Here is a 26,539-nt window from a genome sequence, read left to right as displayed (position 1 = left end):
ATCTGCACCGCCGGCCCGACTGACCGCGCGCAACGGCTCAGTTCTCGATGGCGCGCAGTCGCACTCCCGCCGGGTAGGCGTCGAGCGTGTCGGGCAGCCCGGCGCGCCGGCCGGACATGTAGGTCGCCAGCACCCGCCCGGTTTCGGTGGCTTCCGGCGCCGAGGCGTCGGTCACCGGGGCGAGCCCGAGGCGATTGAGGGTCTGGCGGGCGACGGCGTGGGGGGAGTCGAACAGGGCGCTGGTGCCCGGCCGCTGCTGCAGGATCCGGTCGGCGACGAGCCCGAAGTGCGTGCAGCCGAGCACGATCCCCGACGCGGCCGGGGGAGTGGCGGCCACGGCGGCGGCGATCGCTTCGCCGATGCGGGCTTCATCGGCGGCATCGATGGCGTCGGCTAAGCCGTAGCAGGGCACCTGGTGGACGGTGATGCCGGAGGCGAATTCGGCGATGAGCCCCTCCTGATAAGCCGAGCGGGTCGTCGCTCGTGTCGCCCAGACGGCGAAGTCCTCTCCGGTGGCAGCGGCGGATTTGATCGCCGGCACAGTGCCGATGATCGGGGTGCCGGGCTCGTAGACTTCGCGCAACCGCTCCAGGGCGTGGACGGAGGCGGTGTTGCAGGCGACGACGATCGCATCGGGCTGCCAGGGGCTGAGCGCATTGGCCGACTGCAGTGCCCGCTCAGCCACCACCTCGGGGTCGAGTGCCCCGTAGGGCATCCAGTCCGGGTCCATTGCGAGCACAAGGTCGGCGGCCGGGTACTGGTGGTGAAGTGCGTCGGCGTAGCTGACGAGCCCGAGCCCGGAATCGATGATCCCGATGACCGGGCGGGTGCGCGTTCCGGGACTGGGCGTCATGTCAGGCCTTTCCATGGTAGGTCGTGCCGATGCCGGCGGGGAAGTCGTTGGCGACCGCGGCATTGTCGCCGGCGAGGCTGTCGGTGCTCGTCAGGCCGGGCGCCGGCACCTGGACGGCCGCAAGCTCGCCGGTCGGCTCTGTGGTCAGGAGTGTGCGGCGTGCTGGTGCCGGCACCGCGCGGCGGTAGGTGAAGTCGCGGATGAGGGAGAAGTGGTCTTCGCTCAGCCCCTGGGAGAACTCGGGGGCGATCATGAGCAGCCGTGAACCGTACTTCTGCTCGAAGTGCGCGCGGGTCTCAGGGGCGGTGAGATCGTCGTCGATCCAGATCGCGCGGCCCTCCTCGTGCGCGGCGAACCACTCCTCGACGGCGCGGGCTTTCCACCATTCGTGCGGGTCGTTGGCGAACCGGTTGTAGGTGTCATCGGGCATCGGAATGACCGCGAAGCTGGAGCGGAATCCGAGCTTCGGCTCGATCTCGGTGCGGCAGCGCTGCGACCACGTCGACAGCCACACGATGTCGACGAGCCGGCGGCGGGTGAGCCGGTCGAGGAAGCGCACGACCCGCGGCCGGAAATGCAGTTCGTAATGCCAGGCGCGGACCTTCCTGCGGCCCTCGCGCAGGAACCGCAGTCCAGTGACGGGGTAGGAATTCAGCACTCCGTCGACGTCGAGGAACAGGGTGACATGACGGGCGGCACGGCGCGCTGAAGCGCCGGTGTCTCGCAGGTCTGCGATCGTCACGCCATCTCCCTCCTCACCTATAGCCTAGTTCGGGCCCGGCTGCGAGCGAAGCCCCTGGGTCAGAGGCTGGCTGTGCCATCATTCGGGTATGACGATTCACGATGCTTCCCTGCACACACTCACCATCGCCGAGGCGGTGGCCGCCTTCCGCACCCAAGACCTCACCCCCACGGCGTACCTGGAGGCATGCATCCGGCGCATCGAGGCCCTCGACGACAGCTTCAACGCCGTCATGGACATCATGGCCGAACCTGCCCGCGAGGCCGCAGCCACCGCAACTGAGGCCTACCGTGCTGGCGGGCGCGACCTGCCGCCGCTGCTGGGGATCCCGCTGCTCGTCAAGGAGCAGCACGACGTCGCCGGCTGCTCGGCGACCCGCGGGTCGCAGGCGCTCGCCGGTCGCATCGCGGCTGCCGACCATCCGATCGTCGCCCGGCTGCGGGCTGCTGGAGCGATTCCGTTCGCCCGCACGACCACGCCCGAGATGTCGTGTGCGACCTTCACGCAGACCCGTGAGTGGGGCATCACCCGCAACCCCTTCAATCCCGAGCGCACCCCCGGCGGATCCTCCGGCGGCTCCGGTGCAGCGGTCGCGCTCGGCTACGCGCCGCTGGCCACCGCCAGCGATATCGCCGGCTCGACCCGCATTCCGGCGGCGTTTTGCGGGCTGCCCGGGTTCAAGACCCCTTTCGGCCGCACCCCGGCTACCCCGCCGCTCAACCAGGACTGGTACCGCGGTGATCACATCCTCGCCCGCACCGTCGCCGACACCGCCCTGGCCACCGGCATCATCTGCGGTCTCGACCCCGACGACCACGGCACCGTCCCGACGCCGCAGCCCTATCCGGGTCCGGACGACCTCGTCTCAGGCGAGCTCACCGGTCTGCGGATCGGCATCAGCCCGGACCTCGGCTGTTACGACGTCGACCCGGATGTCGCCGCCGGCCTGCAGCGTGCCGCTGATGCGCTGGCTGCCGCGGGTGCGCAGGTCGCCGACATCGACCTCAACCTCAACCTCGCCGACATCACCGATGCGTCGATGGCCCACTACGGGCACTTCCTGGCCGGCAACATCCGCCGCATGAGCGACGGACGCACCGAGCTGCTCGAACCGTACACGCAGCGCTTCCTCGAACTCACCGAACGCTGGGCCAGCCGGTTCTCCGTCGTCGACTCCCTCGTCCTCGAGCACCGCATCCAGACCCAGATCGCTGCCGCACTGTCCGGCGTCGATGCGTTCGTGACCCCCACCTCGGCGGTGGCGAGTCTGGCTGTCGACGACTTCTTTATCGACGGCCTCGATGGATGCGAGTTCTACTGGCAACGGCACATGACGGTACCGTTCAACATCGCCAACCGGCTGCCGGTCATGGCGATGCCGACCGGGGTCGCAGCCGACGGCGTGCCGACGAGTGCGCAGGTCGTCGGCCGCGCCTATGACGATGCCACCGTCTTCCGGATCGCCGCCGCACTCGAAGCCCGGCTGCCGGCCCTCACTCCCGAGGCGTCACCGCGGTGATGTCGGTGACGACCCTGTCGTCGCCGTCCTCGAACTCGCTGATCTCCGGCACCGGGATCGGGTCGATGACGCGGCTGCCGGTGCGGGTGTCGTACATCCGCAGCTCCGGGCCGACCCCGGCCTCGGCATCAGCGGCGACGTGCGTGATGTGATCGGCGGTGATGTGCACGGCGCCGCCGAGCTGGCCCGGCTCGACATCGGGCAGCACATGCAGCTCGGTCGGCTCGCCGGTGCGCAGATCGACCTGCCACACATGCCCGCTGCTGTTGACGGTCAGCAGGTCATCGCCGTCGACGACGGCCGCCGAGGTGACCGGGGCGATGAGATCGGTGCGCTCGAGTTCGCTGCCGACCTCGGAGTGCGGCCTGCCCTCGACTCGATGGTCGGTCACCTGACGGGTGCCGGCGTCGAGGATGCGCACGTTGATCGCCTCGGTGAACTCCATCTCCGGGTACGCCTCGGTCTCGTCGAGATGCGCCATCACCAGCGGTGATCCCCGGTAGCAGGGCTGGGCGGTCTGCTGGATCGTCGAGATCCGCTCGCTGGGCCGCGCATCGGTCTGCTGGCCGTAGTCGTGCAGCTGCTCGGCGGCGACCCCGGAGCCGTCGGGTGTGAAGGTGAGGTAGGTGTCGCGCGGGATGTCACGCTCGATCGAGCTCTCGGACACGACGACGCTGAGGGTCCCGTCGCAGTTCGACAGGCTGGTGAACTCTCCGCACAGCACGTGCCGCTTGAGCTCACCAGGAGCGTTCGTCGCCATCGCGTACTCGAAGCCGTGATCGCCGGACCCGACGTTGAAGGCGGTGGCGAACCGGTCCCCGCCCAGCGGGATCGTCGCCATCGCCATGGACTCCGGTTCGGGGTGGTCGTAGGTGACGAGCTCGTCGGAGAGCACATAGTCGTGCTCGGCGTCGGAGTAGAAGATGTGCCCGTCAGCAGACGCGACCGTGCCGGTCTCGATGCCGCCGGTCCGGTGCACCGAACGGGTGCCGTCGGCATGGACGAGAACGAGTGCCCCGGCCTGACCGCCGAGCTTCTGCCCGAGCTGCGGGATCGAGAGCATGATCGCCGCCCGGGTGTCGTCGACGAGTCCCGGCCGCGGCTGGAAGCCGTCGCCGCCGGCGCAGCCGGTCGCCGAGGCGGTGAGCACGATCGCAGCCGCGCTCGCACGCGCGACCCGGCCACCGCCTCGGGCCCGGTTCACCAGGCGGGACCGTCGGTGCCGCGGCGGGCCCGGATCTTCTCCAGCAGCCGGTCCTCAGCATCGGGGCCTGCGTGGATGCCGCCGGGCACGCGGAACATCAGCACGACGCCCACGAGCATCCAGATGCCGAACATGAGGTAGGACTGCCAGTCGAGGGTGACCGAGAGCGGGGTGAGCTCCGGGACGTACATGACGAACAGCAGTGCGGTGAGCACGACGGCGACGACGCCGATGGCCATGCCGCCGTTTCCGGCGCCGCCGATGCGCATCGGACGTTCCATGTCCGGTTCGCGGCGACGCAGGATGAGGAAGGTGATCGAGACCATGCAGTAGGTCAGCACGATCATCGGCGAGCCGGCGTCGACGGCCCAGCCGAGCATCGCGGTGCCGAGGAACGGGGCGGCAGCGGAGAGCACGCCGATGAACAGCAGCGCGTTGACCGGGGTGCCGTACTTCGGGTGGAGGACGGCGAACCACTGCGGGATCATGCCCGAACGGGCCATCGCCCACATGAGGCGGGAGGAGCCGATGAGGAAGGCGATCCACGAGGTGATGATGCCGGCCAGACCGCCGGCGATGACGATCTTGCCCATGAGGTCCGAGCCGAACATCGCCGCGACCGCATCGGCGGTGGCGAGATCGAGGCCGACGAGCTGATCGGCCGGCAGGGCGAGTGAGGTCGTGAAGATGACGACGAGGTAGAAGATGACGGCCATGACGACGGAGAAGACGACGAGGCGGGCGATCTTGCGCGGCGGGATGCGGATCTCCTCAGCCGACTGCGGTATGACGTCGAAGCCGACGAACAGGAACGGCACGACGGCCAGCACGAGCATGAACCCGCCGACGCCGCCGTGGAAGAGCGGTTGGGTATTGGCGGTGTCGCCGCCGACGAACGCGCCGGCGATGAGCACGAGGGCCACGAGCAGCAGGAAGGACACGACGAAGGTCTGCACCAGCGAGGTCATCTTGATGCCGCGGATGTTGAGCCAGGTGAGCAGCACCGCGGTGATCGAGCCGATGAGCGCCCAGGTCAGGTGGACGTCGAAGCCGGCGACCGTCCACAGGTGGATGTGCTCGATGTTGGGCACCAGGTAGGTCATGGTGCGCGGCACGGCGACGGCCTCGAACATGACGACGCCGATGTATCCGCCGGTGATGCCCCAGGAGCCGAGCATCGCCAGGCGCGGGCCCATGCCGCGCATGAGGTAATTGTGCTCACCGCCGGCATGCGGCATCGCGGCGACGAGCTCGGAGTAGACAACGCCGACGAAGCCCATGATGACACCGCCGGCGGCGAAGGCGAGCAGCGCGCCGAGCGTTCCGGCGTCATCGAGCCAGCCGCCGGTCAGCACGATCCAGCCGAAGCCGATCATCGCGCCGAAGCCGATGAAGAGGACGTCGACCGTGCCGAGCGCCTTGACGAATCCGTGGCCCCGATCCTCGGGTGCAGATTGTTCGTGGGTCATGAATCCAACTTCCTTGTCGCTCTCATCGGCCGAGGCTTCACGTGGCCGAGAAAAATCACCGTGCTGCTGCGCGCAGCGGCCAGTCTGTGATTAGGATTACGCTGTGCTGAGAGAAACGATAACCCATCACCTACTCCGGTCTGGACGGTAGTGTCCCCTCCGGCACGGATCATCGTCGGCTTCGCCGTGGTCATCACTATCGGCACGGCCTTGCTGATGTTGCCTGCAGCCACCACGGCCCCGGGCGGCATCGGCGTCATCGACGCGCTGTTCACCACCACCTCGGCATTCTCCGTCACCGGGCTCGTCGTCCTCGACACCGGCGGGGACTTCACTCTCTTCGGCCAGGTCGTCATCCTCGCGCTCATCCAGATCGGCGGGCTCGGCGTCATGGTCTTCACGATGCTGCTGGCGATGCTCGTCGCCCGCCGCACTGGTCTGCAGCTGCGTCAAACGGTCGCTGCCGAGACGAAGACCGAGGACTTCGGCGGGCTGCGGCCGATGGTGCTGCGGATCCTCGCGTTCTCGGCCGTGACCGAGGCGGTGGTCGCCTGCCTGCTCAGCATCCGGTTCGCCACCCGGTATGCCGATACTCCCGGTGAGGGGATCTACCACGGCATCTTCCATGCGATCTCGGCGTTCAACAACGCCGGGTTCGCGCTGCGGGCCGACTCGATCATGCCCTATGCCGGGGACCCCTTCATCAGCCTGCCGATCTGCCTAGCCGTCATCATCGGCGGGATGGGCTTCCCGGTGCTCACCGAACTCGCCTACCGCTACCGGTTCCCGATGCGCTGGTCGATGACAACCCGCATCGTCGTGTGCCTCACCCCGATCATGCTCGTCGCAGGCACCCTCTTCCTGCTCGCCCAGGAATGGTCGAACGAGGCGACGATGGGTCACCTCAACGGCTGGCAGAAGCTGCTGGCGGCGTTCTTCCAATCGACGATCGCGCGGACCGCCGGCTTCAACTCGATCGACATCGCCGAGATGCACCCGGTGTCGTGGTTCGGCCTGGACATCCTCATGTTCATCGGCGGCGGCCCGGCCGGCACTGCTGGCGGTGTCAAGCTCACCACCGTCGCGGTGCTTGCGGCGATGACGTGGGCGGAGATCTCCGGCCGGCGCACCGTCGTCCTCTTCGGCCGGCGGGTCTCGCGGTTCGTCCATCGTCAGGCGACGACGGTCATCGTGCTGGCGCTGACCCTCATCGTCTCGGCGACGATGGCGATCATGCTGATGGAGCCGAGCTTCGCCTTCGACCAGGTGCTCTTCGAAGTCGTCTCCGCGTTTGCGACTGTCGGACTCTCGACCGGGATCACCGGCGACCTGCCGCCGGCTGCGCAGTGCATCATCATCTTGGTCATGGCCACCGGACGGATCGGCCCGGTCATGCTCGCCTCGGCGCTGGCGCTGCGACAGCACCGCGAGCACCACGAACTGCCCAAGGAACGCCCGCTCATCGGCTGAGCCTCCCCGCCTGCCGACCGCCTCCTGAAAGGATCCGCCCATGAATGACACCCACGTCCCGTGGCGTTCGAAGGCCCGCACGTTCTTCACCGGCGACCCGACGCCGATGGCCGAGCACGGTGCTGTCGTCGTCATCGGGCTCGGCCGCTTCGGCGCCTCGCTGGCCCGTGAGCTCACCTCGCTCGGCGTCGATGTCGTCGGCATCGACCGGTCCGAAGCCGTCGTCGAGGCGCTGCGCGATGAGCTGCCGTTCATCACCTGTGCTGATGCCACCCAGGACGCCGCACTGGCCGAACTCGGCGTCGCTGAGGCCAGCAGGGTCGTCGTCGCCATCGGCTCGGACCTGGCAGCGAGCATCCTGACGACCTCGCGGATCATGCGCAGCGGTCACCGGCGGATCTGGGCCAAAGCCATCACCGAAGCGCATGCGGAGATCCTCGCGCAGCTGGGCGTCAAGCAGATCGTCAACCCAGAAGACGATATGGGCCGCCGGCTGGCGCATCTCATCCGCGGGCACATGTCCGATTTCCTGCGCATCGACAGCGACTATGCGATCGTGCGCACCCAGCCGCCGGTGCGGGTGCTCGGCCAGCCGCTGAGCGCGCTCGGGCTGCGCGGGACGCATGGGGTCACCGTCATCGCCGTCAAGCATCCCGGTGCCGGGTGGGCGAACACGGACGGTGGGACGGTGCTGGAGGCTGATGATGAGATCATCATCGCCGGTGCCCCCGATGCCGTCGAGCGCTTCAGCGCCCTGGACAAACACGTCTGAGCCTGCGGTGCAGCTGAGCCCGCCGCGACCTCGGCGGCGGGCTCAGCGCAGGTGGACTCGGCGAACGAGTGCTCAGGACAGCGCGACCTCGACGGGGGTGGAGAAGAAGCCGCCTTCGAAGATCAGCCGATCGGGCGTCACATCGGCGGGGACGTCGAAGACGATCGTGCCCGAGGCGGTGTTGCCCGGGTTGATCTCCTCTAGCAGCAGCGAATCCTCCCCGGCGTAGATCCCGGCCTCGGAATCCGAGGAGTAGGTGTTGCCGGCGTCGTCTGCGAGCTTGATGCTGTCCTCGAAGAAGTACTCCGGTGAGCTGGAGGTGTTCTTCACCGACATCTTCACGGTGACGAACTGTCCCTGCGCCTGCGCGTTGAGGAACTCGTCACCGACTGTCGAGATGCCGTCCTCGACGCTGCTGACGGTGATCTCCCAGCCGTCGGCTTCAACGGTGTCGCCGATGCCGTACGTCGCTGCCGCCGGCTCCTCGTCGGCAGCGTCGGCCTCACCGGCTCCGGATTCCTCGGCCGAGGTGTCGGCTTCCTCCGCAGCGCCCTGCTCGTCGGCTGGTCCGGAGGTGTCATCGCCGCCGGCGATCGAGCTGATGATCGCGATGAGGACGATGCCGATGATGAGCCAGAACCACCAGCGCTTGAACAGCGGCTTCTTCTGCTTCACCGGCGGCTGCGCGCCCCACTGCTGCTGGGTGCCCACGGGCGCGGTCTGCCCATCGACCTGCCCGTACGGGCCCTGCTGACCATACGGTCCGGTCTGCGCGTGCTGAGGGTGCTGTGGGCCCGGCTGGCCCGGCTGGGAATCCGGCTGCGGCTGTGCGGGGTCGTAGGGGTTGGACATGACGCTCCTTGATCGAGTCGAGCCCGGTGCCGCCGAGTGGCCGCGCTGCGGGCGCTGGTGGCAGCTGGAGTCCAGCTGCCGGGGTGATGATTCTGACCTCTCCAGCCTCATCGAGCGCCGGGTGCTGCGCGTCCGCCGATCGGCTCGACTGCGCGAGCTCATCGGTGGACACAGCATGAGCCGGTTGGCCGACTGGCAGGTCTGTGCCGGCGGATACGATGCAGTTGTGTCAGGTCATCCATCCCAGCCGCCAAGCCGCAGGCCAGCAGCCCCGCGGTATGCGCCTCCAGCTCACGGTCCGGAGGCGCCTGCCGGCGTGCCAGGATCACCTGCGCAGGGCAGCGGTGGGCACGCGGGCAGCGCACCGCACCCAGCCACCGCCTCGGGCCCGGCTGCCGCGCCAGCACCTCCAGCCCGGACGGCGGACCGGCAGCTGCCGGGCAGCCGGTTTCCGCGCTGGCTGCGCATCGCCACGAGCATCGTCGTCGGCATCGTCACCTACCTCATCGGCCTCATCATCTCGATGATGGCGCTCATCGCTGCGCCCTGGGCCTTCGATGACGGGCAGCTCGGCAACCTCGGCGTGATGACCGTGCTCGTCCTCGTGCCGCTGTGGGCAACCGTCTTCGTCCGGCATCGGTGGCCGTGGGCGCCGTTCATCGTCGGTGCGATGCTCGCCGCCGGCTGGGGCGACTGCCTGCTCATGCTCATCGGCATGTTCCACCTGCTCATCCGCAGCCCCCGTCGGCAGGCTCTCATCGCCGCCATCGCAGGCGGTCTGCTCACGACGGTCTCCACGCTCCGGCTGTGCCTGAACCGCACTGAGCTCAACCCGTACTCCATCCTGTTCATCGACCCCGGCATCCAGCCCACCGGGCTCGCCACTGCCGCGCCGCCCCCGGAGTCCGCCACTGCCGTCAACGGGCTGACGATCGCCGTTGCGGCGGTGGCGTTCGGGCTCAGCCTGGGATTCGGTCTGCTGCTGCGCCGCACCCGCCGGATGCAGGCCGTCGAGGCCTTCGCCTCCCATGAAGTCGAGCTCAACGCGGCACTGACAGCCGAACTCGCCCGGCAGTCCGAACGCGAGCTGCTCGCTCGCGAACTCCACGACACGCTCTCCCACCGGCTGTCGATCATCTCGCTGCACAGCGGCGCATTGGAAGTCGGCTCAGACTCCGCAGCCGATGTCACCTCCACCGCCTCAGCGCTGCGCCGGGAGGCGCACGCCTCGCTTGAGGAGCTGCGCCACCTCGTCGGCGGGGTGCGGGCTGGGACGCTTGCCGGCGTGCAGGCCCGGCGCCACGCCTCGACCCCGCCCAACCTCGCCTCGATGCGGTCCCTGCCTCAGCTCATCGCCTCCGTGCAGGCGACCGGCACCGTCATCCGGCAGACGATCATCATCGAAGACCTCGACAGCGCCCCGACTCCCGTCGACCGCGCCGCCTATCGGATCGTGCAGGAGGCGCTGACCAACGCGATGAAGCACGCGCCCGGTGCGCCGGTCGAGCTGAGTGTGACCGCCTCGGCGGCTGCCGGGGTGCGGATCCGGGTGTCGAATCCGGTTCCCGCGGCCGAGGCGGCAGGCACCTCGGATCTCTCGTACACCGGTTCAGGTGCGGGGCTGGAGACGATCCGCGAGCGTGCGGCCGCGTTCGGCGGGCACGCCCAGCTCGGGGTGCACGGCGGCGAGTTCGTCGTCGATGTCGTCTTCCCGCCGTTCAACCGGCCGGCACCTCCGCTCGCCCCGGCCGACCCTTCGGGCCCCTGACCTGTCTCCACCCAGTCCTCGCACCTCCCGTGCTGCTCCGGAGTGGGCCGGGTCCTCCGGTAATGTTGCAGTCATGACCGACACCGATGCCCCGATCCGTGTCGTCGTTGTCGACGACGATCCGATGGTCGTCACCGGCATCAAAGGCATCCTGGCCGCCGCTGCCGGCATCGATGTCGTCGGCTCGGCGCTCAGCGGCGAAGAGTCTCTCGAACAGGTCGCCCTGCACTTTCCCGATGTGGTGCTCATGGACATCCGGATGCCGGGCATCGGCGGCATCGAGGCGATCGAGCGCCTCGTCAACGGAGTCCGCCCGCCCACTGTTGTGGCACTGACGAGCTTCGACAGCGACGACTACCTCTTCCGCGCGCTCGAGGCAGGGGCCGCGGGCTATCTGCTCAAGGACATCGGCCCGGCCGACCTCGCCGAGGCGATCCGCACCGTCCACCGGGGCGAGCCGATCCTCTCACCGCATTCGCTGCGGCAGGTGCTCAACACCGTCGTGGCGAACCGCGATCAGCAGCTGCAGCGCGACGCCGTCGAGCTGCTGGCCGAACTGACGGACCGGGAGCTGGAGATCGCCGCGCGGGTGGCCGAAGGGCTGTCGAATCAGGAGATCGCTGAGGCCACCTTCATGAGCCCGGCGACGGTCAAAACCCACCTCAACCGGATCAACGCCAAGCTTGACACGAGCAACCGCGTCCACATCGCCGTCATGGTTGAGCGGGCGCGGATGTCCGGAGCTGCCCCGCCGCGGCTGCGCACTGCGCCTCGCCGGCAGCCCTGAGGCTCGCAGCATCCAGGTCGCAGCCGGCCACCGCGTCACCGGCAGCGTCAGCCTCACTCGCAGCGCGGCCCTCAGCCTCGCCAGCCGTCACGGTCACCGCGATGAAGTCTCCGCCGGCCCGCTTGACCCGCTCGGCCATGAATGCGCTGATCGTAGGGAACTGCGCGACCGCCTCGGCATCGGCGTGTGCACCCACCCGGGCGCCGCCGGCGGCCCGGATGGGCTCGGGCTGCTGGATGAGCACGAATCGGCGCGAGCCGCCGTCACGTCTGTTGAGCTCGATGACGGCCTGCGCGGTCGTGCCGGAGCCGGCGAAGAAGTCGAGCACGATCGCCTCGGGGTCGAACATCGTCTGGGAGGCGATGAGAGCGGTGAGCAGCTCGACGGGTTTGGGGTAGGCGAAGATCCCGCCGAGACCAAGGTCGATGAGGTCCTGCCGGCCGGTCTCACCGAGTGCGCGGATGATCGAGTACATCTTCGAACTCGCCAGATGCGCCGGCGTCAGCCGCACCACCGCGTGCTTGCCTTCGCCCCATGGCCGCAGCTGGTAGCGCCCGGCGGCGATCCCGGCATCGACCTCGTCCTTCTTCGCCTGTCCGCGCACTGCGACGATGTCCTCATACATCAGCCGTCGCTCGGTTCCGCGCGTGTACTTGCCGAAACTGACCCTGAGCACATCGTCTTCGACGAGCATGAGCTGTCCGTCGATGCGCTCGTACTTGGCCGGAGGTCGCTTCTCGGTGGTGAAGCCGCTGGCCTGTGCAGCGTCCTTGGCCCAGACGTGGACGTAGTCGTGGCCGCGGACGAAGAACTTCGCGTTCCCACCGCCCTTGGCGCGCTGGTGGACGAACGTGCCGAGGAAGTTCTCCTCACCGAAGATCTCATGGCACAGCAGCTGCACGGCTGCCGATTCCCGGTCGTCGATCGAGACGAAGATGACCCCGTCGTTGCGCATGAGGGCACGCGCGTGGACAAGCCTGGGATACATCATCGCCAACCATGCATCTCTGCTGGTGACCGCAGCATCTCCCCGTGCCCGATCGGCGTAGCTCAGACTGCTGCCGGTGTTGTACGGCGGGTCGATGTAGACGACCTTGACCTGTCCGGCATGTGTGGGCTGCAGCAGCTTGAGGGCTGGCAGATTGTCGCCTTCGATGAGCAGGTTCGCATCCGCACTCACCCCAGCCACCGCCTCGGGACCGGTGGCCGTTGCCGAGGCGCCGGGCACCTGCCAGCCGGTGAGCCGGGCACGTGCCGGGGAGCGCACCTCGGCTGCGGCCTGCTCGCGCAGCGGCCACAGCAGCTGCGGGCGGCCGATCGGTGTCAGCTCCTCGTCAGTCATCTCGCTCATGATAAGGCGACGTGCATCGCTCGGACTCAAGGCGGGGTGCATCCGGCTATCGGGGTGTGGTCGGGCGCCTGCCATCGCTGGCCGGCGCCCGACCGTTGCCTCATCTCTATGGAGTTACTGAAGAACGTTCTGTCACTGCCCGGTGGGGCAGGCAGACGCTTGGGGGCGGGGAAGGATAGGTGGAGCTGTCGGTCACACGCGGTTGAGCAGTTCCGCGTGTGCCTGATTGATGGGGTGGCTGGGCGGTTCGGATGTGGTGGTGACACCTCCGGGCAGCTTCCAGTGCAGCATTCCGGTCAGCGAGTCACGGGTGACGGAGATCTTCCGCTCGGTCTTCATCTGGTGGTGCTGGCGGCAGAGCGGGTGGAGATTCTGCATCGTCGTCAGCCCGCCTTCGCTCGGGTTGCTGTGGTTGAACGGGATGATGTGGTCGAGTTCGGCTTTGACGGCTGAGCGGTCGCAGCCGGGAAGTGTGCAGAACTGCCATTTCTCGATGAGCGCGGTTCTGAGTGGGTCGGGGATCGTGTATTTCTCTGCTGCGTGATCGAGAACCACGCCAGTCACCGGGTCGGTGAGGAGCCGGTACACGGTCGAGTGTCCGCTGCCCACCAGCTGCCGGGCGACGTCCGGCGCCACTGGTGCGCCGTTGACGGTTCCCGGCACCCCGACTGCGGATCGGTCTCCTGAGTTGCGTCCGGTGCCGGATTCGGTGCCGGAGGTGTCGCCGAGAAGTGTGAGCGCAGGGACGGTGATCGTCACGCGGGCTTGGCGTTTGAGCCATTCGGATTCTGTCGGGCAGGTGATGCCGACCTCTCGGTAGTGCCTGCTGTAGTTCTCAGCCGTGGCATCGATGTCGATGCCGGACGGATTCGCCGCCGGCACTGTGAGGCTGTCTGCTGTCGGCGGATCACCAGTGGCACGCGCAGGACCGGATTCACCCGGGCTGGTGGAGGCACCCTCGTCGGCAGAAACGGTCACAAACCCGGCTGGCAGGGAGTTGGCCAGGAAGTCGAAGATGAGCTCGCGCAGGGAACGATCGTCAGCGAGTTCGCCGGCATTGACGATGCCGAGACTTGAGGTGTTGCCGGTGATGACTGCCCGGGCGACACCGGTAAGGCGTGCTTCGAGGAGGGCGATGGCAGGCGACGGCCCACGAGCCACCATGGTGGCTTCTCCATGCGGATCGTAATGGAAGCTCACCCCTCGGCGCTGGCGGATGTGCTTGGTCTGGGATTCGCGTGTTGAGAGGCGGGCGACGAGCTGGCTCACCGCACGTTTGAACGCGGCCATGTCAGAGGCGCGGATGCGCACGAGCCCGTCGTCGTACTCCGGCAACACTGACGTGTCGAGGCTGCGCGCTCGCCGGGTGGCATGGGCATACCGCTCAAAGGAGAGCAGCTGCTTGGCGGCCTGCTCGGTCGCCTGGGGCAGGCAGATCATCCCGAGTGCCGCCGACCGGACCCGGTTGCCGATCTCGCTGGGCGTCACATCAAGCAGCTGAGCCGCATGGATGAGACTCGTGGCAGGGATGAGGGACTCGATCCACTCGTATGCTGCGCGTCGCCGGGCGTTGACAGCCTCACGTTCGGCCGGTGCCGTATTGACGGACGGCGCCACAAGTTCGCGCACAGCGGCCAGCTGTTCGGCATGGCTGTCGGGGCTGTCAGCGCTGATGCGGCTGAGGAAGAGCTCGAAGAGGTTCTTCAGCTGCGCGAGGAGGTAGCTGTCGATGCTCCTGTGCGTGAGTTCGATCGTCGTGAGTGCGGCACTGAAATCCGACAGCTCGTCAAAGGCGGGATCATCGCGGTGGGTTCTGCGAGTGAGTGTCGGCACGTCCATCAACTCCATCGTTCGGTTCGTGCGTTCTATAACAACAATCGTACAGAGATGGTGTCTCTGTGTCTATATATGTCCATGAATATTTTCTTCTCCCAGAAAACTCATATATTGCGACTTGTGGTCATTAGGTGTTGTGGATAGGGAATTCGCTCCGCGCCCGGAGCGGTGGCGCAAGAGCAGTGCACTCGAGTCGATCTCATCACCGCAGGTGAGCGAATCGCAGGGGAGGGCCGCTGGCTCGCCGTGTGAGGGCGGAGCGCCGTCCCCGAGTCGCCGCAGGCTCGACTTCGGGCCGCGAATCAGCCTTTCCATCCACACCCGCAGACGCCCGCATCCACACCCCCAGCCCGGCGCATCCACACTCGCCACCTCCCCCACGACGGCGACCGCCGCCTCGGGAGCGGGCGAATCCGCGGTGCGCGCACGCGGTCGTGGAGGGCTGGGATGACCCTGGCAGGGGAGCGGGGCGGGTGACATGATGACGTCATGAAGATCTCACGCATCGCCGTGGTCGGCGGCGGCATCATCGGCACGGCCGTCGCCCGCGAGCTCGCCCACCGCTTCGACGACGCCACTGTCACCCTCTTTGAGAAGGAACCGCATCTGGCCGCTCATCAGACCGGCCACAACTCCGGTGTCGTCCACGCCGGCCTGTACTACGAGCCCGGCAGCCTCAAAGCGAAGCTGTGCCGGGCCGGGGTCGAGAAGCTCGTGCGCTACGTCCACGAGCGCGGCATCCCCTACCAGGAGTGCGGCAAGCTCGTCGTCGCCCACGACACGATGGAGGTCGAGCGGCTCGAGAAGATCCACGAGCGCGCCACCGCCAACGGGGTCCCGCACGTCAAGCTGCTCGACCGGCATGAGATGCGCGAGGTCGAACCGAATGTGCGCGGAGTGCTCGCGCTGCACTCGCCGCACACCGCGATCGTCGACTTCGCTGCGCTGACCGAGGCGCTCGGCGCCGATGTCGAGGCCGCCGGCGGGCAGCTGCGCTTCAATTCCGAGGTCGCTCAGCTCGACACGCTCGGCAGCGAGGTCCGGATCCGCCTGGCGATGCCCGGGGCGAGCGAGTCGATGGTGACCGAGGACGCCGGGTCCTTCGACCTCGTCGTCACGTGCGCCGGCCTGCAGTCGGACCGGCTGGCGGTGAATTCCGGCCTCGATCCGGTGCCGAAGATCGTGCCCTTCTACGGCGACTACTTCATCATCGATCGTCCCGCCGCCGAGGTGGTGCGCGGGCTGATCTATCCGGTCCCGGATCCGAAGTACCCGTTCCTCGGCGTGCACCTGACCCGGCGGGTCGACGGGGCGCTCATGCTCGGGCCCAACGCCTTCCTGTCGATGGGCCGTGAGGCATATTCGAAGGGCGGGTTCGACCTGTCCGACATCGGCTCGACGCTGGGCTTCAAGGGGTTCTGGAAGTTCGCCTCGCAGAACATCGGGGCGGCCGCCCGCGAGGTGCGCACCGCGCTCAGCCCCAAGGCCTTCATCGAGGAGGCCCGCAAGTTCGTGCCCGACATCGACCCGATGACGGTGCGCAAGGGCCCGCGCGGCGTGCGCGCCCAGGCGATGGACGCCCAGGGTAACCTCGTCGACGACTTCGTCATCACCACCCGCGGCCGGCTCACCCAGGTGCGCAATGCCCCCTCGCCGGGAGCGACGAGTTCGCTGGCGATCGCCGAGCACATCGTCGACCAGGCAGTCGCCGAACTGCGCTGAGCCCGGTCAGTGCCGAAGCTCGGGGAGGTGCGCCTGTGCGGCAGTTGACCGGCCGGCCGAGGCCGGTGGTTAAGCTGGGGAGATCCGCACCCCCGATCCCAGGAGCACCGTGATGGCAGGCACCCGACAGAACTACCCGGCTGAGTTTAAGGCCGATGCGGTCCGGCAGGTGCAGTCGTCTGCCCGGCCGGTCGCCGAAATCGCCCGGGATCTGGATGTCAATCCGCGCACACTGCGCGGCTGGGTGGCAGCTGCCGAGCGCACGGCTGCCGGTTCTGCCGAGGCTGCCCGTGGTGCGGCATCGGATGCGATGCGCGAGGAGCTGGCCGCGCTGCGCGCTGAGAGCGAGCAGCTCAGGGCCGAGAACGCCGAGCTGCGCCGGCAGCTGGAGACGCAGCAGCGCTCCCGCCCGGCAGATGCCTACCGGCTGCGGAAGCGCTGAGTTGCCCTGCTCTCGGCGTGATCAGAAGTCGACGCCGGGGAACTTCAGTTCGTACTTGACGTAGTTTCCGTCGATGCTGGTGACCTTGGCCAGCGGGAAGTACTTCTTGTCACCGGGGACGTCCATCGTGCAGCTGGTCGTTGCGCCGACGTAGTCGGCACGCAGGTCGTTGCAGTCGACGGTGATGCCGCTGATGCCCGACTGCTGCTCAGCCTGCTCCTTGATCGACTTCTCCAGCTGGTAGTCCTTGATGACCGGGGTGCCGTCGGCAGCGGTCGAACCGCTGCTGGAATCCGAGTTGGTGTTCGTGCCCGTGCCGGTGCCTGATCCGGTGCCCGAGCCGGCTCCGCTGCCTGCATCGGAACCAGAGCCCGATCCGCTGCCCGAGCCCGAGCCGGAGCCAGAACCGCTGCCGGAGCCCGATCCCGAGCCGGTGTTCTGGTCGGTGCCGGAGTCGGTGCCCTGCTGGTTCTGCTGGTCCAGGCTGCTGTCCTGGTTCTCGTCGTTCTGCTGCTGGTCCTCGGGGTTGCGGTCGCGGGTCTGCTCTTCCTGCTGCTGACCATGGGTGTTGCCGAAGCTGATCTGGAAGCCGCAGGCCGACAGGCTCAGGGCGGCGGCTCCGCCGGCGATGACGGTGGCGGTCTTGGTGATGATGGACTTACGCATGGTCGTCTCCTCACGGTGGTGGGAGATCACTGGGGACCTCCACTCATTTCTTCAACTGCCTCCACCGTATGAAGACCTCAGGTGCTGCCTGCGTCGCCTGTGTGCCCGTCACGTGTTCCGTGTGTCAGGCTCGTGACATCCCGCCCACTGGCGGTCTGATCAAGCAGAACCTGCCGTCGACCGAACCGCGAGCAGCCGGCCCGAACCGCGTGCAGCCGGCTCGCGCCTCGTTGGCTCGGACCGGCTGCACTCACGCCCGGTCAGTCGCGGCGGGTGGCGGTGAGGATCAGGTCGGTGAACTGCTCGTCGCGCACCACTGTGTCGACCTGCACCGCAGTGAGGAATTCCACCGCCGAGGCCTCGGCGAGGATCTCCTCGGCGCTCGGTCGCGCCACGGCAGGCGGCGGACCGTGCGGGGACTCCGGTGCGTGCAGGATCCACAGCAGCTGCCCGCCGGGTGCCAGCAGTCGGGCCGCGCGTGTGATCGCCGTGTCGATGCCGTGCAGATAGCCGGCGACGACGAGGTCGTAACGCTCAGCGGTCGTCTCCATCCACGGCACCAGGTCCGCGGTGATGCCGATGAGCGACTCATCCCAGCCCTCGGACTCCGCCCGCTCGCACAGCCGGGCGATCGCTGAGGGTGCGAAGTCGATCGCGGTCGTCTGCAGGCCAGCCCGGGCCAGCGGCGCGGTGTTGCGTCCGGCGCCGCTGCCGAGGTCGATCGCCTTGAGGGTGGCAAGCGCGTTGCCGCGCTCCTCGCCACCGGGGCGAGCCGAGGCATCGGGGAACAGCCCGGCGATCGCCTCCTCAACCTCGGGGTTGGGGTCGGTGCCGTCGACATCGGAGTCGTGATCGGCCCATCGTTCATTCCACATGCTGCGGTTGTCTCGGTCCATCCCCCGATTCTATCGCTCGATACCCTGACGGGTATCAGCCGTTCTCTCAGCCGGTTGTCATCACTCTCAGTCGCCGGACCGGCGCTCAAGGAACTCGTAGACTTCAGTCGTATCGACACCGGGGAACACGCCCGGCGGCAGCGCGGCCAGAAGTGAGGCGTGCATGCGCGCCGACGGCCACGAGGCGTCGGCCCACTTCTCCTCCAGCTCATCTGGAGCCTGGCGGCAGCAGCTCGGGTCCGGGCAGCGGGACTGCGAGCGCTTCGTCGTCTCGCGGCCATCGAACCAGCGCACATGCTGGAACGGCACTCCGAGGCTGACGGAGAAGTCCCCGGCGCCCGGCAGCACCCGGGCGGTGCACCAGTAGGTGCCTTTCGGGGTGTCGGTGTACTGGAAGTACGGGCTGAACCGGTCGGAGACCGTGAACACCTGCCTGGAGGTGAACCGCTTGCACCCGTACTGGCCCTCGATCGCCCCGAGCGGGTCGGTGGGGAACGGCAGCCCGTCGTTCGAGTACGCCTTGTGGATCGTGCCCGAGGAGTGGACCTTCATGAAGTGCACGGGCAGGCTCAGGTGCTCGGTCGCGAGGTTGGTGAACCGGTGGGCGGCGGTCTCATAGCTGACGCCGAAGAAGTCGCGCAGCTCCTCCAGAGAAATCCGGCGGTTCTTCTTCGCCTCGGTGAGGAACGGCACGGCGGCCGACTCCGGCAGCAGCAGTGCTGCCGATAGGTAGTTCGCCTCGACCCGCTGGGACAGGAACTCGCCGTAGTCGTGCGGGGGCTGGTGGCCGAGGATATGCGAGGCGAGCGCGGTGAGCAGATAGGAGCGCGGGTCGTGATCAGCGAGGTCCTGGTTCGACAGGTACAGCCGCTTGTTCTTCGTATCCGTCACCGACCGCGTCGACTTCGGCAGGTCGGAGACGTAGTGCAGGCTGAAGCCGAGGTGCTCGGCCAGCCGGGCAGCCTGCGCCTGCCGCAGCGGCCCGTCGTCGTAGTCGATGACGTCGAGCAGCTCGGCCGCCGTCTGCTCCAGACCGGCGAAGTAGTTGTTCCTGGCGCGCATGTCCTCGCGCAGCCGCTTGTTCGCCCGCCTCGCTTCCTCCGGTGTGGCCGCGCGCCGGCGCACGAGCTGACTCAGCTGCCTCTGCAGACCGACGATTGCTTCCAGGGCATCCTGCGGCAGCGACTTCGCCCGCACCTGCGGCAGCTGCAGGGAGGTGTACAGCGGCGAGGACTGCGCGCGCTCCAGCTCCAATTCCAGGGCGCTGCGCTCATCGACCGGCTCCGGATCGAGCAGCGCATCGGTCGTCGTGTCGAGCGCCTTGGCCAGGGCGGACAGCATCGACAGCGAGGGCTCGCGCTTGCCGTTCTCGATCGTCGAGATCTGCGAGGCCGCGCGGTCGACCCGACGGCCGAGCTCATCGAGCGTGAGCTTCTTGCGCCGCCGGTAGTGCCGGACCTTCTGCCCGATGCTCAGCGCGTCGGCCCCGGCCTGGTGCTCACCGGAGCCGCCCGCGCCCCAGGCGGTGGCTGGGGTGCGTGAGGCGGCCCTCGCCTCGGTTTGGATGATGTTGCTCATGCTCTTCATTGTGACACACGGCACGAAAAAGCGTGCAGAAGACCAGAATTTCTAACCAGCAGAAGAATGATAAATCTTCTATCCATTTTCGATGGAAATCATGTGGTGCGGGGCACAAGACTAGGGAACACAGCAGAAGAACCGGCCACCGCCTCGGCGGCGGCCACGACTGACAGAGAACCTCAGCGCCAAAGATCCGGCGCAGCTCGCAACAGGAGGACACCATGGCACAGGACAACCAGCAGAATCTGCACGACGTCGACGCGCTGCGCCGCGAATGGGCATCGAGCCCGCGCTGGCAGGGCATCGCCCGCGACTACAGCCCCGAGGACGTCGTCACGCTGCGCGGCTCGGTCATCGAAGAGCACACGCTCGCCCGGCGCGGTGCTGAGCGCCTGTGGGACCTGCTGCACAGCGAGGACTTCGTCAATGCCCTCGGTGCGCTGACCGGCAACCAGGCCGTCCAGCAGGTCAAGGCCGGCCTCAAGGCCATCTACCTCTCCGGCTGGCAGGTCGCCGCCGACGCCAACCTCGCCTCGCAGACCTACCCGGACCAGTCGATCTACCCGGCAAACTCGGTGCCGGCCGTCGTGCGCCGCATCAACAACGCGCTCATGCGCGCCGACCAGATCGAGCGCTCTGAAGGCATCTCCAGCGTCGAGGACTGGCTCGCCCCGATCGTCGCCGATGCCGAGGCAGGCTTCGGCGGTGCACTCAACGTCTACGAGCTCATGCGCGGCATGATCGCAGCCGGCGCCTCGGGCGTGCACTTCGAGGACCAGCTCGGCTCCGAGAAGAAGTGCGGCCACCTCGGCGGCAAGGTCCTCGTGCCGACCGCCCAGCACATCCGCACCCTCAATGCCGCCCGCCTGGCCGCCGACGTCGAGAACGTCCCGAGTCTCATCATCGCCCGCACCGATGCCGAGGCCGCCACCCTCATGACGACCGACATCGACGAGCGCGACCAGAAGTACCTCACCGGTGAGCGCTCGGCCGAGGGCTACTACAAGGTCACCAACGGCATCGAGCCCTGCATCGACCGCGGCCTGGCCTTCGCCCCGTACTCCGACCTGCTGTGGATGGAGACCTCCACCCCGGACCTCGAGGTCGCCAAGCGCTTCGCCGAGGCGATCAAGAGCGAGTACCCGGACCAGATGCTGGCCTACAACTGCTCGCCGTCCTTCAATTGGAAGGCACACCTCGACGAGGACACGATCGCGAAGTTCCAGCGCGAGCTCGGTGCGATGGGCTACAAGTTCCAGTTCATCACCCTGGCCGGATTCCACGCACTGAACTACTCGATGTTCGATCTGGCCCACGGCTACGCCCGCGAGCAGATGAAGGCCTACGTCGAGCTGCAGGAGCGCGAGTTCGGCAGCGAGGACCGCGGCTACACCGCCACCAAGCACCAGCGCGAGGTGGGCACCGGCTACTTCGACCTCGTCTCCACCGCCATCAACCCGGAGTCCTCGACCACCGCCCTGAAGGACTCCACCGAAGCCGCGCAGTTCTGATGCCCATCAGACGGTTCTGACCCCGCCAGAACTGCCGCGCCGCCGGCCGGGCCACCCCGGCCGGCGCACCCCACACTCGTTCGACCTCGGCCCTGACGTTATTAGGGGTTCCGTCAGGGCCGGGGTCGATCGGACCTAGGAGAGATTTCCCATGTCACACATGATGATCACCGGCCCCATGCAGCGCGGCTACGAAACTGTGCTGACCCGTGAGGCTCTCGACTTCGTCGCCGCGCTGCACGCGAACTTCTTCGCCCGCCGCCGTGAGATCCTCGCCGCCCGCGATGTGCGCCGGGCCGCGATCGACCACGGCCGGCTGCCGGACTTCAAGGACGAGACCCGCGAGATCCGTGAGGATCCCGGCTGGCAGGTCGCCGGCCACCGCGGCGCCCCTGGCCTCGAAGACCGCCGCGTCGAGATCACCGGACCGGTCTCGGCACCGATGGCGATCAACGCACTGAACTCCGATGCCAAAGTGTGGCTGGCCGATCTCGAAGATGCCACCAGCCCGACCTGGGACAACATCGTCACCGGCATCGGCAACCTCAGCCAGGCAGTCCGCGGCACCCTCGAATTCACCGATGAGGCCAAGGGCAAGCACTACGAAGTGACCAATCCGGCTCCGCCGACGATGGTCGTGCGACCCCGCGGCTGGCACCTGCCGGAGAAGCACCTGCGCTACGTCGACGACCACGGCACCGACACCTCGGCATCGGCCTCACTGGTCGACTTCGGTCTGTTCTTCTTCCACAACGCCCAGGCGCTCATCGACGCCGGCCGCGGCCCCTACTTCTACCTCGCCAAGCTCGAGGCCGCCCGCGAGGCGAAGCTGTGGGACGACGTGTTCAGCTTCGCTGAGGACTACCTCGGGCTCAGCCACGGCACGATCCGAGCGACCGTGCTCATCGAGACGATCACGGCTGCCTTCCAGATGGAGGAGATCCTCTACGAGCTGCGCGACCACTGCGCCGGACTCAACGCCGGCCGCTGGGACTACATCTTCTCGATGATCAAGAACTTCCGCAGCCACCGCGAGTTCGTGCTGCCGGACCGGTCGCAGGTGTCGATGACGGTGCCGCTCATGCGCGCCTACACCGAACACCTCGTCAAGGTCTGCCACAAGCGCGGGGCGCATGCGATCGGCGGAATGAGCGCTTTCATCCCCAACCGCCGCCAACCGGAGGTCACGGAGAACGCCTTCGCCCAGGTGAAAGCCGACAAGGACCGCGAGGCCGCTGACGGATTCGACGGCTCGTGGGTCGCGCACCCCGACCTCATCCCGATCGCCAGGGAGTCCTTCGACGCGGTGCTCGGCGACAAGCCCAACCAGCTCGACCGGCAGCGCGACGACGTCGAGACCACCGCAGCCGACCTGCTGTCGATGGAGGGCCTCGATGCCCAGCCGACCGAAGCCGGCGTGCGCGCCAACATCCGGGTCGGGCTCGGCTACCTCAACGCCTGGCTCTCAGGCACCGGGGCGGCAGCGCTGAACAACCTCATGGAGGATGCTGCGACCGCTGAGATCTCCCGCTCGCAGATCTGGCACTGGATCCACCACGGCGTCATCCTCGAAGACGGCCGCCCGGTCACCCGCCGGCTCGTCGAGCGGATCATGGCCGAGGAGCTCGCAACGATCCGCCGTCACCCGGCCGACCACTACTGCGACGCCGTGCAGATCTTCCGCGAGACCGCACTGGACGACGACCTGCCCGACTTTTTCACCACACCGGCCTACAAGCAGTTCCTCGTCCACCGCCACGCCCGGGAGTACGGGGCGCTGGCCGCATAGCTGAGATCGACCGTCGGAGGATGTCTCCGGCCCTGCAGACAACAGCTGCCGCACCGTGCGAGCCGGTGCGGCAGCTGTTCTGCGTCCAGCAGCTGGTGAGTGCGTGCCGGCAGCGCGCGGCAGGGTGCGTGCCCGCAGCGCGCGGCAGGCCGCTCAGTTGCCGGAGACTCCCGGCTTCCAATAGCCCATGAACGAGCACTGCCGCTTGTCGAAGCTGTGGTCGTTGAGCAGGATCCGCCGCACCTGCTTGACCGTCGGTGCGTCGGCGGCTACCCACGTATACAGCGCGCCGGCAGCCTCGGCTTCCTCCCACAGAAGTGCCTCGCCGCTGTCAGGTTCGGTCTCGCCCGTTCCCGAGGCGGGAGTCGCCATCCGTGCATCCCCAGCCGCCGCATCCGGCCCAGCCCCCGCCTCGGCGCCGGCTGCGGAGTGTGCTGCGGCCCAAGCCGCGACGGCTGCGCACAGCTGTTCCCCGCGCGCGGCTGTCGGCGCGCCGGATTCTGCGAGGCGCGGCAGCCAGGTGATGACATCGTCAGCCCGGCAGTCGAGATCGAGGATGTCGGCTGAGGTGGGCACCTCGATGAAGGCCCGCAGGCGAGCCGGACTGCCGTCGCGCTGTTCGCAGGCGTTGGCGATCGCCGGGACGGCAGTCTCATCGCCGATGAGGACGATCTGCTCGGCAGCACCGGGCCGATAGGCCACGCCGCTCGTGTCATGGCCCGGCACTCGCGCGTCGGGGCCGACGAGGATGACCTCCTGCCCCAACGCCGCGGTGAGGGCGAAGCGGCTGGCGGGACTGGAGGTGCCGTGGGTGACGAAGTCGACGACGACCCGGCCGGCGGCCTGGTCGACTGCCCGCACCGTATAGGTGCGTATCTGCGGGCGGTCCTCCGCCGGCTGCTCACGCCACCAGGTCAGCCAGTCGGGCGCGGCCAGTGCTGCGGCACGCTGACGGTCATCGGCGAGAACGAGCTTCATCCGCTGGTCGAGGCGGGTGCCGCCGAAGGCCCGGAGCGCATCGCCGGCGAAGGTCAGCCGGGTGAAGTGCGGGCTGAGCTGGGTGCGTTCGACGAGTGCGGCAGGGAATGCCGTGTAGGGGTTCTGGGAGCGGTCGGCAGTGGTCATGAGCGGCGCATCCTCCATAGGAGCCAGATGAAGTAGGGACAGCCGATGACAGCAGTGATGAGGCCGGCCGGGATCTGCGACGGGGCGATGACGGTCCGGCCGATGGCATCGGCGATGGTGAGCAGCAGCGCGCCGAGCAGCCCGGCCAGCGGCAGCAGGTAACGGTGGGTGCGCCCGATGAGCAGGCGCGCGGCGTGCGGTGCGACGAGGCCGAGGAAGGCGATCGTGCCGACGCCGATCGTGGCCGCGGCGACGAGGACGAGGGCGCAGGCGACGAGGACGCTGCGGGTGCGTCCGACGTGCACACCGAGCACCTGCGGGGTGGTGTCGTCCATCTGGACGAGGTCGAGGTCGCGGGAGACGGCGGCGAGCACGGAGCCGGTGACGACGATGGCGATGATCATCGGCAGGCACTCGACGGCGGTGGCGCCGTAGGTCGAGCCGGCCAGCCACGTCATCGCCTTCGTCTGATTCCACGGATCGGTTTGCACGAGCATGAGGGTGGTGAGTGCGGTTGCGGCAGCGGAGATGCTGATTCCAGCGAGCACCATGCGGGCATGGTCGAGGCCGGTGCGCGCTGAGATGCCGAAGAGCACCAGACCCACTGCCGAGGCGCCGGTGAGTGCTGCGCAGAGGATCGCCCAGAAGCTGGTGGTCCCGGTGATGACGATGACGGCGACCGCCCCGGTGGCTGCGGCGGCGGAGATGCCGAGCACGCCGGGGTCGGCGAGCGGATTGCGGGTGACGCCCTGCAGGATAGCACCGGCCAGTGCGAGGCTGAGCCCGCCGAGAACGGCAGCGAAGACACGCGGCACCCGGGTCTCCAGGATGATCTCGATGCGCACGCTGGCCTGGTGGGTCAGCCAGTTGACGACATCGCCGCCGAGCAACATCGCATCGCCGACGAGCACCGAGCCGGCGATCGCCGCCATCAGCAGGCCAGTGCAGATGGTGATGAGCAGGATGGGGTGGCGCAGGCCGAATCCGGTGCCGGCGCGCATCGTGACGAGGGAATCGGAGTCGAAGCCGGAGCGGGCGGTGCAGGCGAGTGCGGCGAGGAAGACCGCGCCGATGATCGAGGTGACGACACCGGTGGGGACCGAGACACCTTGCTGGGAGCCGAGCAGTGCGCGCATGAGGACATCGGCGGCGATGACGAGGAAGGCACCGAGCAGCGCGGAGACGACGATGAGGCTGCGCTGGCGGGTCAGGCCGGGGAAGAATCCCACGAGCAGGCGGGTCAGAGCCGGAGCACACAGGCCGACGAAGCCCACCGGGCCGGCGATCGTCACCGCCACCGCCGTGCACACGACGGCGATGACGAGGAACACCGCCTGCCAAGCCCGCACCCGCACGCCCAGGCTGGTCGCAGCGTCGTCGCCGAGCTGGAGCGCATCGAGGCGTCGGCCGAACAGCAGCAGCGCCGTAGTCGCGGAAGCCAGGACCGGCAGCAGGGTGGTGACCCCCTGGATGCCGGCCTGGCTGAGGCTGCCGGCCCCCCAGGCGAAGAGCCCCTGTGTCTGCCAGGGGAAGAACAGCAGAAGCATCGAGGTCACGGCTGCAAGGCCCAGGGCGATGACCGAGCCGGCCAGCACCATCCGGATCGGTGAGCTGTGCGGTCCGGTGGAGAGGCCGATGACGAGACCTGCGGCGAGCAGCCCTCCGGCGAACGCCACTCCGGCGCTGGAGATGAACGGCAGGCTGACGCCGAAGGCAGCGACGGCGGTGAGAGCGAAGTAGGCCCCGGCATTGACTCCGAGGGTATCGGGCGAGGCCAGGGAGTTGCGGGTGATCGACTGCAGGATTCCGCCGGAGAGCCCGAGGGCGGCACCAACGGCCAGCCCGGCGAACAGCCGCGGCAGCCGCGCATCGATGATGACCGCGCTCGCCTCAGCCGTGGAGCCGGTGAGGGTGCCGGTGAGCGCCTGCCACACCTCGGCCGGACTCAGCTCCGATGTGCCCTGCAGGAGATGGAGCAGGCTCAGCAGCGCCAGCAGCACCGCGACCGGCGTGGTCAGCAGCCCGAGGCGCAGCGCGCGCCGCGACCGGACTGCCCGCGGCGCTCGAGCCGCAGCCCCGGCGTCTGCTCCAGCCCCTGCCCCCGCCGGCGCGGCCGACCGACCTGCTGCCGGCGCGGCCGCCCGGCCTGCTGTCGTGGTGCGAATCGTCATGTTCGTGTGATGC

General features: G+C 68.2%; 21 protein-coding genes. 9 read left to right on the top strand and 12 right to left on the bottom strand.

Going from position 1 to position 26,539, the window contains the following annotated elements; all coding sequences use genetic code 11:
• Positions 1-37 precede the first annotated feature (37 nt).
• Together M3C25_RS02710 and M3C25_RS02705 are read right to left on the bottom strand one after the other, a co-directional pair.
• Positions 38-853, bottom strand: a complete 816-nt coding sequence (locus M3C25_RS02710; protein ID WP_259854948.1) for a glutamate racemase — start codon at positions 851-853, stop codon at positions 38-40.
• Between the two features lies 1 nt (position 854).
• Positions 855-1,595, bottom strand: coding sequence for an HAD domain-containing protein (locus M3C25_RS02705; RefSeq protein WP_259854946.1), 741 nt, complete (start codon positions 1,593-1,595; stop codon positions 855-857).
• An 88-nt stretch (positions 1,596-1,683) separates the two neighbouring features.
• Between M3C25_RS02705 and M3C25_RS02700 the strand changes: the two genes are divergently transcribed.
• Positions 1,684-3,114, top strand: coding sequence for an amidase (locus tag M3C25_RS02700; RefSeq protein ID WP_259854944.1), 1,431 nt, complete (start codon positions 1,684-1,686; stop codon positions 3,112-3,114).
• Here M3C25_RS02700 and M3C25_RS02695 read toward each other — a convergent pair.
• Together M3C25_RS02695 and M3C25_RS02690 are read right to left on the bottom strand one after the other, a co-directional pair.
• Complete coding sequence (locus M3C25_RS02695) at positions 3,089-4,318, bottom strand: YycP family beta-propeller protein (protein WP_259854942.1); 1,230 nt, start codon at positions 4,316-4,318, stop codon at positions 3,089-3,091. The genes M3C25_RS02700 and M3C25_RS02695 overlap by 26 nt on opposite strands.
• Entirely contained in the window at positions 4,315-5,787 is a 1,473-nt protein-coding gene (locus tag M3C25_RS02690) for an APC family permease (RefSeq protein WP_259854940.1), read from the bottom strand. Before M3C25_RS02690 ends, M3C25_RS02695 begins: the two co-directional genes overlap by 4 nt.
• A gap of 150 nt (positions 5,788-5,937) precedes the next feature.
• On the opposite strand from M3C25_RS02690, the gene M3C25_RS02685 reads away from it, so the two are divergent.
• Positions 5,938-7,257, top strand: a complete 1,320-nt coding sequence (locus M3C25_RS02685) for a TrkH family potassium uptake protein (protein WP_259854938.1) — start codon at positions 5,938-5,940, stop codon at positions 7,255-7,257.
• Positions 7,258-7,297: 40 nt separating this feature from the next.
• Entirely contained in the window at positions 7,298-8,029 is a 732-nt protein-coding gene (locus M3C25_RS02680; protein ID WP_191726121.1) for a potassium channel family protein, read from the top strand.
• Positions 8,030-8,101: 72 nt separating this feature from the next.
• Here the strand turns inward: M3C25_RS02680 and M3C25_RS02675 are convergent, their stop codons facing one another.
• Positions 8,102-8,881: a DUF4352 domain-containing protein gene (locus M3C25_RS02675; RefSeq protein WP_170274689.1), complete on the bottom strand. Its 780-nt coding sequence runs from the start codon at positions 8,879-8,881 to the stop codon at positions 8,102-8,104.
• A gap of 316 nt (positions 8,882-9,197) precedes the next feature.
• Here M3C25_RS02675 and M3C25_RS02670 point away from each other — a divergent pair, with 316 nt between their 5' ends.
• Both M3C25_RS02670 and M3C25_RS02665 read left to right on the top strand, forming a co-directional pair.
• A complete protein-coding gene (locus M3C25_RS02670) occupies positions 9,198-10,649 on the top strand; it encodes a sensor histidine kinase (protein WP_259854936.1) in 1,452 nt (483 codons plus the stop codon).
• 73 nt (positions 10,650-10,722) lie between these two features.
• On the top strand, positions 10,723-11,436 hold the full coding sequence (locus M3C25_RS02665) for a response regulator (RefSeq protein WP_259854934.1): 714 nt from the start codon (positions 10,723-10,725) through the stop codon (positions 11,434-11,436).
• On the opposite strand, the gene M3C25_RS02660 is transcribed toward M3C25_RS02665, so the two are convergent.
• Entirely contained in the window at positions 11,363-12,778 is a 1,416-nt protein-coding gene (locus M3C25_RS02660) for a site-specific DNA-methyltransferase (protein WP_259854932.1), read from the bottom strand. The two genes, M3C25_RS02665 and M3C25_RS02660, sit on opposite strands and share 74 nt — an antisense overlap.
• 201 nt (positions 12,779-12,979) lie before the next feature.
• Positions 12,980-14,620 carry an HNH endonuclease signature motif containing protein gene (locus M3C25_RS02655; RefSeq protein WP_259854930.1) on the bottom strand — a complete coding sequence of 547 codons (1,641 nt, stop codon included), beginning with the start codon at positions 14,618-14,620 and terminating at the stop codon, positions 12,980-12,982.
• A 492-nt stretch (positions 14,621-15,112) separates the two neighbouring features.
• Between M3C25_RS02655 and lhgD the strand changes: the two genes are divergently transcribed.
• Entirely contained in the window at positions 15,113-16,345 is a 1,233-nt protein-coding gene (lhgD, locus tag M3C25_RS02650) for an L-2-hydroxyglutarate dehydrogenase (protein WP_259854928.1), read from the top strand.
• Positions 16,346-16,457: 112 nt separating this feature from the next.
• Complete coding sequence (locus M3C25_RS02645; protein WP_170274693.1) at positions 16,458-16,787, top strand: transposase; 330 nt, start codon at positions 16,458-16,460, stop codon at positions 16,785-16,787.
• A gap of 21 nt (positions 16,788-16,808) precedes the next feature.
• Here M3C25_RS02645 and M3C25_RS02640 read toward each other — a convergent pair whose 3' ends face one another.
• The 3 genes from M3C25_RS02640 to M3C25_RS02630 all read right to left on the bottom strand — a co-directional run bounded on the left by M3C25_RS02640 (position 16,809) and on the right by M3C25_RS02630 (position 19,927).
• The gene (locus tag M3C25_RS02640) at positions 16,809-17,453 is read right to left on the bottom strand and encodes a DUF4333 domain-containing protein (protein WP_259854926.1); all 645 of its coding nucleotides are present in this window, start codon (positions 17,451-17,453) and stop codon (positions 16,809-16,811) included.
• 260 nt (positions 17,454-17,713) lie between these two features.
• Positions 17,714-18,349 carry a class I SAM-dependent methyltransferase gene (locus tag M3C25_RS02635; RefSeq protein ID WP_165884321.1) on the bottom strand — a complete coding sequence of 212 codons (636 nt, stop codon included), beginning with the start codon at positions 18,347-18,349 and terminating at the stop codon, positions 17,714-17,716.
• A gap of 66 nt (positions 18,350-18,415) precedes the next feature.
• The gene (locus M3C25_RS02630; protein WP_259854925.1) at positions 18,416-19,927 is read right to left on the bottom strand and encodes a helix-turn-helix transcriptional regulator; all 1,512 of its coding nucleotides are present in this window, start codon (positions 19,925-19,927) and stop codon (positions 18,416-18,418) included.
• A 224-nt stretch (positions 19,928-20,151) separates the two neighbouring features.
• On the opposite strand from M3C25_RS02630, the gene aceA reads away from it, so the two are divergent.
• A complete protein-coding gene (gene aceA, locus M3C25_RS02625) occupies positions 20,152-21,441 on the top strand; it encodes an isocitrate lyase (RefSeq protein ID WP_102162304.1) in 1,290 nt (429 codons plus the stop codon).
• A gap of 151 nt (positions 21,442-21,592) precedes the next feature.
• Complete coding sequence (gene aceB / locus M3C25_RS02620) at positions 21,593-23,230, top strand: malate synthase A (RefSeq protein WP_170274695.1); 1,638 nt, start codon at positions 21,593-21,595, stop codon at positions 23,228-23,230.
• A 153-nt stretch (positions 23,231-23,383) separates the two neighbouring features.
• On the opposite strand, the gene M3C25_RS02615 is transcribed toward aceB, so the two are convergent.
• Both M3C25_RS02615 and M3C25_RS02610 read right to left on the bottom strand, forming a co-directional pair.
• A complete protein-coding gene (locus M3C25_RS02615) occupies positions 23,384-24,355 on the bottom strand; it encodes a siderophore-interacting protein (protein WP_170274696.1) in 972 nt (323 codons plus the stop codon).
• Positions 24,352-26,526, bottom strand: a complete 2,175-nt coding sequence (locus M3C25_RS02610; protein WP_259854922.1) for an iron ABC transporter permease — start codon at positions 26,524-26,526, stop codon at positions 24,352-24,354. Before M3C25_RS02610 ends, M3C25_RS02615 begins: the two co-directional genes overlap by 4 nt.
• Positions 26,527-26,539 lie beyond the last annotated feature (13 nt).

Origin of the sequence: Brevibacterium luteolum (genome assembly GCF_025147615.1) — a bacterium.
In the GTDB taxonomy this organism is placed as follows: Bacteria; Actinomycetota; Actinomycetes; order Actinomycetales; family Brevibacteriaceae; genus Brevibacterium; species Brevibacterium luteolum.
Note: the sequence above shows the minus strand (reverse complement) of the source record. Positions and strands in the feature narration are given on the sequence as shown.